10 protein-coding genes are annotated in these 14,560 nt (G+C 66.6%); 2 read left to right on the top strand and 8 right to left on the bottom strand.

What is annotated here, in order from left to right:
• Positions 1-215 precede the first annotated feature (215 nt).
• Positions 216-3,839, top strand: coding sequence for an indolepyruvate ferredoxin oxidoreductase family protein (locus U5768_RS18470; RefSeq protein WP_322031842.1), 3,624 nt, complete (start codon positions 216-218; stop codon positions 3,837-3,839).
• Positions 3,840-3,901: 62 nt separating this feature from the next.
• Here U5768_RS18470 and U5768_RS18465 read toward each other — a convergent pair whose 3' ends face one another.
• Positions 3,902-4,603, bottom strand: coding sequence for a copper homeostasis protein CutC (locus U5768_RS18465; RefSeq protein WP_322032022.1), 702 nt, complete (start codon positions 4,601-4,603; stop codon positions 3,902-3,904).
• A 48-nt stretch (positions 4,604-4,651) separates the two neighbouring features.
• A complete protein-coding gene (locus tag U5768_RS18460; protein ID WP_322031841.1) occupies positions 4,652-5,917 on the bottom strand; it encodes an EAL domain-containing protein in 1,266 nt (421 codons plus the stop codon).
• A 508-nt stretch (positions 5,918-6,425) separates the two neighbouring features.
• Here U5768_RS18460 and U5768_RS18455 point away from each other — a divergent pair.
• Positions 6,426-8,093, top strand: a complete 1,668-nt coding sequence (locus U5768_RS18455; protein ID WP_322031840.1) for a Na+/H+ antiporter — start codon at positions 6,426-6,428, stop codon at positions 8,091-8,093.
• Positions 8,094-8,182: 89 nt separating this feature from the next.
• Here U5768_RS18455 and U5768_RS18450 read toward each other — a convergent pair whose 3' ends face one another.
• The 6 genes from U5768_RS18450 to U5768_RS18425 form a co-directional block, all read right to left on the bottom strand.
• Positions 8,183-9,487 (bottom strand): solute carrier family 23 protein, encoded by a 1,305-nt coding sequence (locus tag U5768_RS18450; RefSeq protein ID WP_322031839.1) that lies wholly within the window; start codon positions 9,485-9,487, stop codon positions 8,183-8,185.
• Between the two features lie 386 nt (positions 9,488-9,873).
• Positions 9,874-10,497, bottom strand: a complete 624-nt coding sequence (locus tag U5768_RS18445) for a DUF2239 family protein (RefSeq protein ID WP_322031838.1) — start codon at positions 10,495-10,497, stop codon at positions 9,874-9,876.
• An 87-nt stretch (positions 10,498-10,584) separates the two neighbouring features.
• Entirely contained in the window at positions 10,585-12,099 is a 1,515-nt protein-coding gene (locus U5768_RS18440) for a sensor domain-containing diguanylate cyclase (protein ID WP_322031837.1), read from the bottom strand.
• Positions 12,100-12,394: 295 nt separating this feature from the next.
• Positions 12,395-13,174, bottom strand: coding sequence for a DNA-binding domain-containing protein (locus tag U5768_RS18435; RefSeq protein ID WP_322031836.1), 780 nt, complete (start codon positions 13,172-13,174; stop codon positions 12,395-12,397).
• Positions 13,171-14,019 carry a DUF692 domain-containing protein gene (locus U5768_RS18430; protein WP_322031835.1) on the bottom strand — a complete coding sequence of 283 codons (849 nt, stop codon included), beginning with the start codon at positions 14,017-14,019 and terminating at the stop codon, positions 13,171-13,173. Before U5768_RS18430 ends, U5768_RS18435 begins: the two co-directional genes overlap by 4 nt.
• A gap of 40 nt (positions 14,020-14,059) precedes the next feature.
• Positions 14,060-14,314 (bottom strand): DUF2282 domain-containing protein, encoded by a 255-nt coding sequence (locus U5768_RS18425; RefSeq protein ID WP_322031834.1) that lies wholly within the window; start codon positions 14,312-14,314, stop codon positions 14,060-14,062.
• Between the last annotated feature and the right edge of the window lie 246 nt (positions 14,315-14,560).

Here is a 14,560-nt window from a genome sequence, read left to right as displayed (position 1 = left end):
GTCGGGAAAATCTCTCTCGAAATTGAACCGGCACGGGCAGGCTCTCGCGCGAATAACCTGTGGCACCGGAGAGTTAGCAAAAAATTTCCGTCATTGGCGAGAAAAAATAGAGTCTCTTTCGCCGCCTTTCTCCAGAGGGCTTGAGCGATCGCAATAGCTTAGGACCGCAGCAAGCGCTGAAGCGCCAACCGCGGTCGATAAAGGAGACTCCCCCAATGACCGCGCGCCCCGCGTTCGGCGACACGCCTTCGCCACTTGATACGCCGCCCCTCGCTGACTACAAGCTCACCGACAACCTCACCGCCACGCGCGGCCGCATCTTCCTCACCGGCACCCAGGCGCTGATCCGCCTGCCGCTCATGCAGCGCGCGCTCGACCGCGCGCATGGGCTGAACACCGCGGGCTTCATCAGCGGGTACCGCGGTTCGCCGCTCGGCATGGTCGACCAGCAGGCGTGGAAGGCGAAGAAATTGCTCGAAGCCGCCGACGTGCGCTTCCTGCCCGCCATCAACGAGGAACTGGGCGGCACGGCCGTGCTCGGCACCCAGCGCGTGGAGGCGGACCCGGAGCGCACGGTCGAAGGCGTGTTCGCGATGTGGTACGGCAAGGGCCCGGGCGTGGATCGCGCCGGCGACGCGCTCAAGCACGGCAACGCCTACGGCTCGTCGCCGCACGGCGGCGTGCTGGTCGTGGCCGGCGACGATCACGGCTGCGTGTCGTCGTCCATGCCGCATCAGAGCGACTTCGCGATGATGGCGTGGCATATGCCCGTGGTGAATCCGTCGAACATCGCGGACATGCTCGAATTCGGCCTGTACGGCTGGGCGCTCTCGCGCTACTCGGGCGCCTGGGTGGGCTACAAGGCGATTTCGGAAACGGTGGAGTCGGGCTCGACCGTCGATCTCGACGCCATCAAGACCGACTGGCAGGCGCCCGAAGGTTTTACGCCGCCGCCCGGCGGCCTGCACAACCGCTGGCCCGATCTGCCGAGTCTCGCGATCGAGCAGCGTCTTGCCGCCAAGCTCGACGCCGTGCGCCAGTTCGCGCGCGCGAACAGCATCGACAAGTGGATCGCGCCGAGCCCGCACGCGAACGTGGGCATCGTCACCTGCGGCAAGGCGCATCTGGACCTGATGGAAACGCTGCGCCGCCTCGATCTCACCATCGACGATCTCGATCAAGCCGGCGTGCGCATCTACAAGGTGGGCCTGTCGTTCCCGCTGGAGATGTCGCGTATCGACGCGTTCGTCTCGGGCCTCACCGACGTGCTCGTGATCGAAGAGAAGGGTCCGGTGATCGAGCAGCAGATCAAGGACTATCTCTACAACCGCAAGGAGGGCGCGCGCCCGGCCGTTATCGGCAAGCACGCCGAAGACGGCACGCTTCTGCTCTCCGAGCTTGGCGAGCTGCGCCCCTCGCGCATCCTGCCCGTGTTCGCGGCGTGGCTCGCGAAACATCGGCCCGCGCTCGACCGCCGCGAGCGCGTGGTGGATCTCGTCGCGCCGCAAATCCTCTCGAACGCCGCCGACGCCGTGCGCCGCACGCCCTACTTCTGCTCGGGCTGCCCGCACAACACGTCGACGAAGGTGCCCGAAGGCTCGATCGCGCAGGCCGGCATCGGTTGCCACTTCATGGCTTCGTGGATGGAGCGCGACACCACGGGCTTGATCCAGATGGGCGGCGAAGGCGTGGACTGGGCCGCGCATTCGATGTTCACGAAGATGCCGCACGTGTTCCAGAATCTCGGCGACGGCACCTACTTTCATTCAGGCATCCTTGCGATTCGCCAGGCGGTGGCGGCGAAGACCAACATCACTTACAAGATTCTCTACAACGACGCCGTGGCGATGACGGGCGGCCAGCCCGTGGACGGCAGCATTTCCGTGCCGCAGATCGCGCGCCAGGTGGAGGCCGAAGGCGTCTCGCGTTTCGTGGTGGTGAGCGACGAACCCGAGAAGTACGACGGCCATCACGGCTTCTTTCCGAAGGGCACGACGTTCCATCACCGCAGCGAACTCGACACCGTGCAGCGCGAACTGCGCGAAACGCCGGGCGTGACGGTGCTGATCTACGATCAAACCTGCGCCGCGGAAAAACGCCGCCGCCGCAAGAAAGGCGAGTTCCCCGATCCGGACAAGCGCCTGTTCATCAACGAAGAAGTGTGCGAAGGCTGCGGCGATTGCGGCGTGCAGTCGAACTGTCTTTCGGTCGAACCCGTGGAAACGGAACTGGGCCGCAAGCGCCGTATCGATCAGTCGTCGTGCAACAAGGATTACTCGTGCGTGAACGGCTTTTGCCCGAGCTTCGTCACCATCGAAGGCGGCAAGCTCAAGAAGGCCGCGGGCGCGGCGTTCGATCCGCAGGCGCTCGCCGCGCGAGTGAATGCGCTGCCGGTTCCGGCTACGCATCTCGACGAGGCGCCGTACGACATTCTCGTGACGGGCGTGGGCGGCACGGGCGTCGTGACGGTGGGCGCGCTCATCAGCATGGCGGCGCATCTCGAAGGCAAGAGCGCTTCGGTGCTCGACTTCATGGGCTTCGCGCAGAAGGGCGGCTCGGTGCTCTCGTTCGTGCGCTTCGCCGCAACGGATGCGCTGCTCAACCAGGTGCGCATCGACACGCAGCAGGCCGATCTGCTGCTCGCCTGCGACATGGTCGTGGGCGCGAGCGCCGACGCGCTGCAAACGGTGCGCCACGACCGCACGCGTATCGTCGTGAACACGCATGAGATTCCGAACGCGTCGTTCGTGCAGAATCCCGAAGCGAATCTGCACGCCGATGCGCTGCTCGCGAAAATGCGGCACGCGGCGACGCATGGCGCTGTTAGCGGAAACGATCCGCTCTCGACCTGCGATGCCCAGGCACTCGCACAACGCTATCTCGGCGACACCATCGGCGCGAACATCGTGATGCTCGGCTTTGCGTGGCAGCTTGGCCTCGTGCCGGTTTCGCTCGCGGCGCTTACGCGGGCCATCGAGTTGAACAACGTGGCCGTGCAGGCCAACCTGTTCGCGTTCTCCATCGGCCGTATGGCGGCCGCCGATCCGGCCGCGCTCGAAGCGCTCGATACGCAGCGCGCCGCAGTCGCCAAAGCCACGGCGCGCAAGCTCACGCAAACGCTCGACGAACTGATCGCCGATCGCGAGGCGCGTCTGGGTGCGTATGGCGGCGCGAGCTACGTGACGCGTTATCGCGCGCTGGTCGATGCCGCACGCAGCGCCGACAGGAGCGCGGAGCAAACGCTCGCACGCGCCGTCGCGACCACGTTCTATCGGCTGCTCGCCGTGAAGGACGAGTACGAAGTCGCGCGTCTGCACACCGACCCGGCGTTCCGCGCCGCGCTCGAAGCGCAGTTCGAAGGCGCCGCGGGCAGCGACTTCACGGTGAAGTTCAACCTTGCGCCCCCGCTCATCGCGCGCGAGAAGAGCGGCCAGCCGCCGCGCAAGATGCAGTTCGGGCAGTGGCTGTGGAGAGCGCTCGGGCTGCTGAAAAAGGGCAAAAGCGTGCGCGGCACGTGGCTCGATCCGTTCGGCAAGACGCTGGAGCGCCGCATGGAACGCGCACTCGCCGGCGATTACGAAGCGACGCTGCGCGGCGCGTTCGCCAGCCTCACCGCTGAAAATGCGGACGACATCGCCAGGCTCGCGAATCTGCATCAACGCGTGCGCGGTTATGGGCACGTGAAGCTCGCGAACCTCGCGGCGGTGAAGCGCAGCGAGCGTGAACTGGCGGCGCGCCTTGCCATCGACGTGAAGACGAGCGCCGCAGTGCAGGAAGCGCTCGCGTCATTCAAGGGCGCGGGCGCATTGCGCGGCATTCCGGTGGTGGTGGCGAAATAAGGTGAAGTGAAGCTCAAAAGCGCGCGCCGTTCACCGGAATGGCGCGCGCTTTTTTTTATGACTCACGCGTCGAGCAAGGTTCGCACGCGCCGTACCATGTTTTCATCGACGGGCGCGAGGCTCTTGCCGTCCACGCGCACGCCCGAACCGAAGTGCACCGCGCGCACCTGTGTCGTGCTCACGAACCCAGCGACGCGATCCGCCGTGAGTCCCGCGCCCGCCAGCACCGTGCAATGCGTGTGCGCCGCGCGCTGCACGAGCGTCTGGATTTGCGCCTGCGCTTCGAGCACCGAAGGCTTGCCGCCCGAGGTGAGCACGTTCGTCACGGCGTCGAAACGGAGCAGCACGTCGAGCGCTTCGTGCAAGTCGCGCGCTTCATCGAACGCGCGATGAAACGTGAGCGGCATGCCATCGGCGGCGTCGATCACGCGCTGCAAGCCGTCGCGATCCACTTCATGCGAAGGCGTAAGCATGCCAATCACGACCGCATGCGCGCCAGCGCGCTTCGCGGCGCGCACGTCGCGCAGCATCACTTCGTAATCGTTCGAATCGTAAATGAAGGAGCGGCTGTGCGGCCGCACGATCACGTTCACGGGAATCGTCACCGCCTCGACCACGGCTTCGATCATGCCGATGCTCGGCGTCAGGCCGCCCTCGCCCATCGCCGTGACGAGTTCGAGACGATCCGCGCCGCCGCGCGCGGCGGCGTGCGCGTCGGCGAGCGTGGTCGCGATGACTTCCAGCAATATCCGTTCGTTGTGCACAGGAGAGCGCCATGTCGTGAAGAACACGCCATGATCGCAGATGCGCGGCTATTCGAACCAGTCGATGTCGCCGCACAGCACGCACAGGCGCTCGCCCACCTGCACGGCCATCGAAAGCGTCAAACACGGCATCGCCTCGTTGATCGACAGATACGGGCCGGTCACGTGCACGCGCCCCGGCGTAACGAGCGCCGCGCGGAAGTACGGCCTGCGCAGCCAGCTTGCGCCCTGGGCGTCTTCCAGCGGCAGGAAGCGCGCGTCGCGTTCCGCGCGATCGACGCGCAGCACCACGTTGCGGCCCGCCTGCCTGCCGTTCGAATCGAGCAGATAGCAGCGCGCCGCGTGATCGAGCGCGAGAAAGTTCCAGCACACCTCTTCCATCGGCTCGCCCGCCGAGAGCCGTTCCGCCGCGCGCTCGAACGCACGCTGGTACGGTGCGAGCCGATTGGTCTCGCCCCGCTCGCGTGTTTCGGTCTGCTGACGAAATCGCTCGGTAGCTTCGGCGATCACGCCTTGCACCTGCGCGGCGTCGGTGAGCCCGGGGGCCGGGCGCGCGAAAAAGAAGCCCTGCACGAAGTCTGCGTTGCACGCGAGCGCAAGCTGCGCCTCGTGTTCCGTCTCCACGCCTTCGATCAGCACGAGCTTGCCCGCATCGTGCAGCAGCGCCACGAGCGCGGGCAGCGTCGCGGCCATGTCGGCGCGATGCTGCGCGTGCATGAGCATGATGCGGTCGAGCTTCACGATGTCGGGGTTGAGCTGCCACACGCGGCTAATATCGACGTTGCCCGCGCCGAAGTCGTCGAGCGCCACGAGGAAGCCGCGCTCGCGAAACGCCGCCACGGCCTGCGCCAGCGCGTCAAGGTCCGTCGCTTCGTCTTCGAGCACTTCGAGCACCACGCGGCGCGGGGCGATGTTGAGCCGCCGCAGGTTCGCAAGCAGCGCCGCCGAGTGATACGCCTCGATCAGCGTGCCCGGATGCACGTTGAGAAAGAGCCACTCGCGCTCCGCGCCCAGCAGCGCGAAGTTCTCCAGATGCAGCCCCTGGGCGAGCCGGTCCACCAGCAGCGCTTCGCCCACGCGCGCGGCGTCGCCGAACACGTCGAGCGGCGAAACCGGGCGGTCGAGCGGATCGTGCGCGCGCAGCAGCCCTTCGTAGCCGACCGCCCGCATGTGCGAGAGGCTGAACACCGGCTGGAATACGCTCGTGAGCGTGAGGTCGCCGTGCTGCGCGCTGTAGCGCTGCAGCCCCGATGTGACGCTGAGATCGAAGCCGTGAGGGGTCACGGCTGCTTTGTCCTGTTGCTCTGTGATCATGTGATCCTCTAGCGCCTAAGAAGGAGAGCCGTCCGCACTACCCTCGCACGGCCCGCGCGCTCCTCCGTAGCCTGATTGTCATCGCGTCGCCGGGGGATCAAGCAAGGTCCGTGCTCGCTCGCGCTGCGATCTGGCACGCATCGGAAAATGCGTCCGCGGGGCGTCGCGTGCGCAGCGATTGGGCACGCCATGCACCGTGCGAGGCATCGCGAGGTGCACCGATATCGTGCGCCTTTCCACGCGCCTTTGCTTCGGTGGTGGCGCACACAGGCGGACAAAATGCCGCGCTCGGGGCGCGCTATCGCACGCAAACGCGGACCTCGGGGCGCCAGCCTTACCGGCGGCTTGCGCGCTTCACGGCGTCTTACGCACGCGTCGGGCTAAACTGTCCCGCGACCGGTGCGCCCCTCACTAAAGCGCGCCAGAACGCCGTGCCGCACCGCGCCTGACAAGCGGCGTCCGCCGCCGCCTCAGCGCGCTTCCGTTTCGCCCCCGCTACGCTTGTTCGATGGACATCCTCTTCACCGTTCTCATTCTGCTGCTTGCCGTCGCCGTGTCCGGCGTGGTCACGCGCACCGTGCCCCTGAAGCTGCCGTTGCCGCTCGTGCAGATCGGCATTGGCGCGCTGCTCACGTTTCCGCTCGTGAACCCGCACGTTACGTTCGATCCCGACATCTTCATGGCGTTGTTCATTCCGCCGCTGCTGTTCGCGGACGGCTGGCGCATGCCCAAGCGCGAGTTCTTCATGCAGCGCCGCGCGATCCTCATGCTCGCGCTCGGCCTCGTGCTGCTGACGGTCGTGACCGTGGGCTACTTCGTCCACTGGCTCGTGCCGCAAATTTCGCTGCCCGTCGCCTTCGCGCTCGCCGCCGTGCTCTCGCCCACCGACGCCGTGGCGCTCTCGGGCATCGCCGGCAAGGACCGCATTCCCGCGCAACTCATGCACATCCTCGAAGGCGAAGCGCTGATGAACGACGCGTCCGGCCTCGTCGCGCTCAAGTTCGCCGTGGCGGCCGCGCTCACCGGCTATTTTTCGCTGCGCGAGGCGGCGCTGAGCTTCGTGCTGATCGCGGCAGGCGGACTCGCGCTGGGCGCGGCGATCGGCTGGCTCTTCAGCTTCGTTTCGGAGCGCTTTCTCAACGTGACCGAAGAAGGCGACCCCGCGCCCGGCGTCGTGCTCACCTTGCTGATTCCGTTCGCGGCGTATCTGTTCGCCGAGCATCTCGAAGTGTCCGGCGTGCTCGCCGCCGTTTCCGCGGGCATGACGATGAACTACACGAGCGTCGCGCACAAAGGACCAGTTTCGACGCGCGTGCGGGCGACGAGCACCTGGTCGATGATCGAGTTCGTCTTCAACGGCATGGTGTTCACGCTGCTCGGCCTGCAGTTCCCGGGCATCCTCGGCAAGGCGCTGCTCGACGCGCATCACACGAGCAACGTGCAGATGCTGCGACTACTCGGCTATATCGCCGCCGTGCTCGTGGCGCTCTACGCCATGCGCTTTGGCTGGGTGTGGCTGCTGCGCTGGGTGGCAAGCCGCGGCGCGGCGCGTCACGGCGTGGCGAACGCGGTGCCCGGCCTGCGCACCGTGGCGATTACCACCGTGGCGGGGGTGCGCGGCGCGGTGACGCTCGCGGGCGTGCTCTCGCTGCCCGTGGCGCTCGCCAACGGCAGCCCGCTGCCGGGGCGCGACAGCGCCATTTTCATCGCGACCGGCGTGATCCTCGCCTCGCTGCTGGTGGCGATCGTCGGTCTGCCGCTGCTGCTGCGCGGCGTGCGGCGCGGCGCGCAGGGACCGCACGCGGCCGAGGAGCGCCGGGCGCGCATCCAGGCGGCGCAGGCGGGAATCCGCGCCGTGGATGCGGTGCACGAAAAGGTGAGCGAGGATCTCGACGAATCGGAAGCCGCCTACGCCGCCGACACCACGGCGCGCGTGATGGACACCTACCGCCGCCGCCTCGCCTCGCTCGACGCCGACCGCGACCGCAGCGCCCACGCGCGCCACGCCGAAGCGCTCGAACTGGAGATGCGGCTCGCGGGCATGCGCGCCGAGCGCGCGACGCTGGTCGCGCTGCGCAACCAGATGCAGATCAACGACGAAACGCTGGCGAAGCTGATGCGCGAAGTCGACCTCTCCGAAACGGCGATGACGACGCGCGGGCGCAACCGCAACTGAATCGCAACTGAATCGCAACTGAGCGCGCGCTGGCACGGAGAAGGGAAAGCGCGGCGCCGGAAACGGCGCCGCGTATTACAGCGAGAGGCTTAAACCGCCGCTTCCTGCGCCGGCTTGCGGCGCAGCAGAGCGTAGAGAATGATGGCGCCGAACGTGGCGGTGCCGATGCCGCCCAGGCCAAAACCGCCGAGCTTGAGCGAGAAGTCGCCCGCGCCCAGCACGAGCGTGACCGCGGCGACGATGAGATTGCGGTTGTCCGAGAAGTCCACCTTGTTGACGACCCAGATGCGCGCGCCCGTCACGGCGATAAGACCGAACACGACGATCGAGACGCCGCCGAGCACCGGGCCGGGAATCGTCTGAATGACCGCGCCGAACTTCGGCGAGAAGCCGAGCACGAGCGCGATGACCGCGGCAATCACGAACACGAGCGTGGAGTAGATCTTCGTCACGGCCATCACGCCGATGTTTTCCGCGTAGGTCGTGACACCCGTGCCGCCCGCGAAACCGGAAACGATCGTGGCGAGGCCGTCGCCGATGAACGCGCGGCCCACGTAGCGGTCGAGGTTGTAGCCCGTCATCGCGGAAACGGCCTTGATGTGGCCGAGGTTTTCGGCCACGAGAATCACGGCGATCGGCACGAGCAGCGTCATGGCGTGCGGATCGAACACGGGCGCGGTGAACTTCGGCATGCCGAACCAGGCGGCGTTCGACACGATCGAGAAGTCGATGGGCTTGCCGAGGCCCATGCCGTTCGTGACGATCGCGTAGATCACATAGGCGATCAACAGGCCGACGAGAATCAGCAAGCGCTGCAGCATGCCGCGCGTGAACACGGCCACGCCGCCCACGCAGAGCACGGTGACGATGGCCATCCACGAGTCGAAAATCGAGCCGCTCACGCCCTTCACGGCGATGGGCGCGAGATTCAGGCCGATCACGCACACGATGGCGCCGGTCACGACGGGCGGCATGAGCGTTTCGATCCATTTGGTGCCGACCGCCGAGACGAGCAGGCCGATCAGCGTATACGCCACGCCGCACGCGATGATGCCGCCGAGCGCCACGGGAATATTGGGATTGTGTCCCTGCCCGCCGTAGCCGGTCACGGCGATAACGAGGCCGATGAACGCGAAGCTCGAACCGAGGTAGCTCGGCACGCGGCCGCCCACCACCACGAAGAACAGCAACGTGCCCACGCCCGACATGAAGATGCACAGGTTCGGATCGAAGCCCATGAGGAGCGGCGCGAGCACGGTGGAGCCGAACATGGCGACGACGTGCTGCACGCCCATCGCGAACATCTGCGGCCAGGGGAGGCGCTCGTCGGGGGCCACGACGCTGCGGGTGTCGCCCGTCTGCGCGCGCCAGCGGGGGAAGTAGGAGTCGGACATGGGTTCCTCTTGTGCCTCTTGTGCCTTTTATCGGCGTGATTTGCGGTCTTGGTTCTGGTTTTGTTTGTGGCGCGCACGCGTCGATGCGACGGCCGGCCTTGATGCAGGTCAGGCGGGAGTGTACGGAGCCGCAATCCGCGTGGCAAGCCGGATATAGGGCGTCCGAAACCCTCCCGGCAGCCGCCCGGACCCGCTATTAAGCCGATGCCGAACGGAGTTTCAGACTCATCCTATATTCGGGGCGGGATAGCGGAACTAGACTTCCTCTTGCTGCGTGACTCTATAACGGTCCATGCAGAGGTTGTAAGTTGTAAACTCTCCGACTTCTCCGCTCTTGCCCCCCGCTTGAGCGGTTTTTTTTTGCGCGCTGTCGTTGTTGCGCGCACTCAGGCGAACGCAGGTTCCGCCAATTCCCGCGCGTAGTCGCGCACGTCTTCCGGCCAGCATGCATTCGCCGCCTCGAAGCGGTTTCGCTCGCCCGCGTAAAGCGCGCGCAGCGCCTCCTCGTAGTCCGGCAGATTGCCCGCCAGCGCGGTCATGAAGCGATGCGCGGCTTCCTGGGCTGCTCGCACCCGTTCGCGCGCCTCGCTAGCGTGGCGCGCGGAATCCACGAGCCGGCGCAGCACCACTGAGGCCCCGCCTGGCTGCGCGCCGAGCCAATCCCAATGCCGCGGCAGCAGCGTGACCTCGCGAGCGACCACGCCGAGCTTCGGGCGGCCGCGGCCGCGCGGAGCGTCTTCCTGCGCGACTTCGCCGAAAACGGTCTGCGTTACTGATGCTTCCTCACCGCCCGCCTGCACGCCAATGCGCGCTTCGACGTCCTTTTCCGTACCGCGCAGGTCGAATTCCACCGGGCGCGCGTCGCGGTCGTCGAAGACCAGCACCGTCGCGCCGTTTTCGTTGCCTTCGCGCTCGAGTTGCGCCTTGACCGCCAGCGCCACCTGAAGCGGCGCGCCCCGCGCGATCAGGCGTGTGCCCGCGAATGCCGTGCAGCCGTTCTCCGCCCTCATGGTTTCTCCTTCTCGATATCCGATGATGGGCGAATATTACCCGGGTAAATTGTATCGCGCAATATCACCCGGGTAAAAATTGAGCGGTCAGCCGGTGCGGTCTTCTATGTCCGCGCCGCGCGCATCGTCCGTCGTGGCGGGCAGCCACGCCGCTACGCGATTTCGCCCGGAGCGCTTGGCCATGTAGAGCGCCGCGTCGGCGGCGTCGGTCAGCGCACGCCAGTCGGCAAAGGCGCTTTGGGTCGTGCAGGCCACGCCCACGCTCACCGTTAGCACGCCGTTCGGGCTATCGGCGTGCGGCAGCGCCAGCGCCTCGATCGCCGCGCGCACTTTCTCCGCCAGCGCGAGCGCCTGGGCCTCGCTCGTTTCGGGCAGCAGCAACACGAACTCCTCGCCGCCGTAGCGCGCAGCGCAGTCCGCCACGCGGCGTGCATGCGCGCCGAGCGCGTGCGCGACGGCCGCGAGCGCATCGTCGCCCGCCAGGTGGCCGTAGCGATCGTTGTAGGGCTTGAAGCGGTCCACATCGAGCAGCACGAGCGCGAGCGGGCTGCCCGAGCGGCGCGCGCGCGCCCACTCCTGTTCGACGCGGGTTTCGAAGGCGCGCCGGTTCGCGAGCGACGTGAGCGCGTCGGTGCCCGCCTGCACGCGCAACTCCGCTTCCACCGCGCCGCGCTGGCGCAACTGGCGAGTGAACATCACCGCGAGCGCGATCAGGGAGACGTCGAGCACGGCCGTGAGCGTGCCGATGACCCACGCGCGCACGCGCCATTCGCGGTAGATGTCGTCCGCCGCGACGGCGACGCTGAACACGAGCGGATAGCCCTCCACGCGCCGCAGCGCGAACCAGCGGCGCACGCTATCTACCGGGCCGAACGAGAAAAAGCCGCTGGTCTGCGAGCGCTGGAAATGCTGGAAGAGCGCCGATTCCGCCACGCTCTTGCCGATCAGTTCCGGTTCGTACGGGCGCCGCATGAGCAGCGTGCCGTCGGCGAGCGTGAGCGCCACCGCGCCGTTCGCGCCGATGTCCACGCCGCTGAAAAGCTGCCGGAAATAATCGAGCCGCATGGTCCCGACCACGATGCCCGCGAACGAGCCGTCGGAATTGGAAAGGCGGCGGCTCATGCCGATGGTCGCGTTGGCCGGTCCGTCGCGCGGAATGAACGGGTGGCTCAGAAAGAGCCCCGCGTGTGGCGAATCGCGCTGTGCGATGAAGTAGTCGCGGTCGGCCACGTTGAGTTCGCGCGGCGGCACCGAGCGCGAATCGAACACCACGTCGCCCGCCGCGTTGGTCACGAAGATCGCGCCGAGATTCTTGGCCGTGGCCGAGCGGTCGAACAACACGTTCTGGCGAATGTCGGCGGGAAGCGCGGCGAGACGCGGGTCGTCGATGGCGTCGATGACGGCTTGCAGAGAAAGGTCGTAGACGTCGAAATTGCGGGCGGTGTCGCGCTCGAAAAGCAGCGCCATGTTGGAGGCCGACGCGCGGGCGCTCGCGAGCGCGTCGTGCCGCATCTGCGCCATGACCCACGCGGCGACCAGCGTCAGCACTGCGGCGAGCGCAATGCCGATAGCAAGCACGGCGTTCGGTCGGCGGATCATCATCTCGGGCCTTCGGGGGCTGGCCTTTCAGTGGCGCCCGTTGCAGGGCGCTTGCCTGCGCCCGGCCGCGGACGATGCCCGGCGCCGCGCGCGCCGGGATGCAATCGAGTGTACAACGGCCGGGGAGCGCATGCCGCGCGTATGCATTCATCCTCGCATAGCGCGGGAAGCGTCGCCATGCGGGCAAATCCGCAAATCAGACTACGCGCCCTATTCTCCTGAATAAAGTGCGACTCCACGGAGCCAGCATTCCTGTTAGTTTGGATTCCTCTTCTTTACGGCTTGTCGTGCTGCGCGATTAGTCGCCACGCACGCCGACGATTGCATGCGCTTCGATCCACGCGCGCCACTGGCCGCCGAAATCGAAATCCGGGTCGATGTCGAATGCCTGCGCGAGCGCCGTGTCGAGCGTTGCACCGTCGCGCAGCGCGACGAACGCGGCGTGCGCGGCGTGCGTATGCACCAGCGCCGCGGGCCGCCATTGCGGCCGGACCACGAGCGCCCACGACTGCACGTCTACGCGCTCGGGCCACACGCCACCCGGCTGATGCGCGCGCCAGATCGCCACGGCGTCGAAGCGCAAAGCGAGCGCGGCGCAGGCGGGATGCACCGCGAGGCGCGAATGCCCGAGGCGCTCTGCGCCGAGCGCTTGCCACTGCTGCGTGCCGAGCGGCGTGGCATCCGCTGCGTAATGAGCCGTGTGCAGCGCCCATTCGAGCCGCGCGACATCGCCGAAATACGCGTAACGTGCGTCGTTTTCATAACGCTCGATGAATTCCGGCAACTGCGCGCCGAAGCGGTTCAGATCCGCGTCGCGTGAAGGATGCGCGTGCGCGTAGGCGAGCGCGAGCGTATCGAAGTAAGTCTCGCCGGTCAGGGCCGCGAGCACCGGATACGCATTCGCGAGCGCATGCCGCCGCGCCGCGCGCACGTTGCCGCGATAAAGGCCCATGCGCTCGTGCAATAGCGCGGCGTCGGAGGGAAGCAAATCGCCAGCTAGCGCCGCGTCCGAACCGGGATCGTTCAAAGCGGCCGCGAAGGTTTGCTGCATCGCTTCCAGCTTGTCGCGCGCGGTCATGGGCGAAGCTCGCTTGCGGGTGGTGCGTGCTTCACGAGGCGTTCGCGCGCCAGACGCGCCTCGTCGATCAGCACGTCGAGCGCCGGCACCGCCGTGTCCCATTCGATGAGCGTGGGCGTCGCGCCGAATCGCTGGAGCGCGGCTTCATATAGCGACCAGACCGCCGGCGCGACGCGCGAACCGTGGTCGTCGATCAAAGCGGCAGGCGTTGCGCGGTGCCCCGCCAGATGAATCTCGCCGACGATCCGCGGCGGCAGCGCGGCCATTGCCGCCAGTGCATCTTCACCGTGATTGCACTGATTCACGTATAGGTTATTCACGTCGAGAAGCACGCCGCAGCCCGTGCGCCGCGCGAGCGCCGCGAGGAATTCCGCCTCGGTAAAGGTATCGCCGCGAAATCGTACGTAGGTCGAAACATTTTCGATCAGCACGGTACGGCCCAGCGCATCCTGCATCTGCGAGACGCGTGCGCTCAAGTGGTCCAGCGAGGCTTGCGTGAGCGGCATGGGCAGCAGATCGTGCAGCGCGCCTTGCGCGCTCGCGCCCCAGCATAGATGCTCCGAAACGAGAGCGGGCTCGATACGCGCCACCAGCCGCGCGAGCCTCGCGAGATGCGCCGTATCGAGCGGCGCTGCCGAGCCCAGCCCGAGGCCCACGCCGTGCAGGCTCACCGGCAAGTCGCAACGCACGGTTTCGAGCACGTGCAGATCGTAGCCGCCTTCGCCGAAATAGTTTTCGCTGTGGACCTCGATCCAGTCCACCGCAGGCGGCCCCGCCATGAAGGCGTCGTAATGCGCGTGACGCAGGCCGATGCCCACGCCGTTTAATGCGCTTGACGCGTTCATCTTGCGCAATCCGTCATGCAAGCCCGCTCAATCGCGACACTCATTTTTCCGGCGTGCCGCCAAGCTTCTCGCATGTGCCCTTCGGCATGGTCTTGAAGTCGCCCTTGTCGTGATCGACTTTGGCCTGGCCCGCGCAGTCGTGCACGCCGGTCTTGCTCGAACAATCGTTCTGGCCCGCCTTGGCGACGCCGTAGCAATTCACGGTGTCGTCCGCGTGGGCCACGCCCGGGCCGGCCGTTGCAAGACCCGCGAGCGCGGCGGCGATCAGCGCCTGGCGGCCGAGTGAGTTCTTCATGGCGTTTCTCCTTGAACTTCGAAATGGGTTTCGCAACAAGCGATTGAAATTATGCAGCGTCGCCACGCGCGGCCTGGCGACCTATTTTGCCTCACCGGGCCGTATATAGCCTGGAGCGCACCGCCGCAGATGGGGAAATTATTGCAGTTCGAGTAATGATGTTTGCTGTATTGCGGTATTTTTCTTTGAAGTGCACTGCAATAAAGTCTCATCAACGACTCGAACAACATGATTGTTACGAATCGA

The sequence above is a fragment of the Paraburkholderia sp. J76 genome (assembly GCF_905220295.1).
Classification (GTDB): domain Bacteria; phylum Pseudomonadota; class Gammaproteobacteria; order Burkholderiales; family Burkholderiaceae; genus Paraburkholderia.
This window is presented reverse-complemented; position numbering and strand designations above follow the sequence as displayed.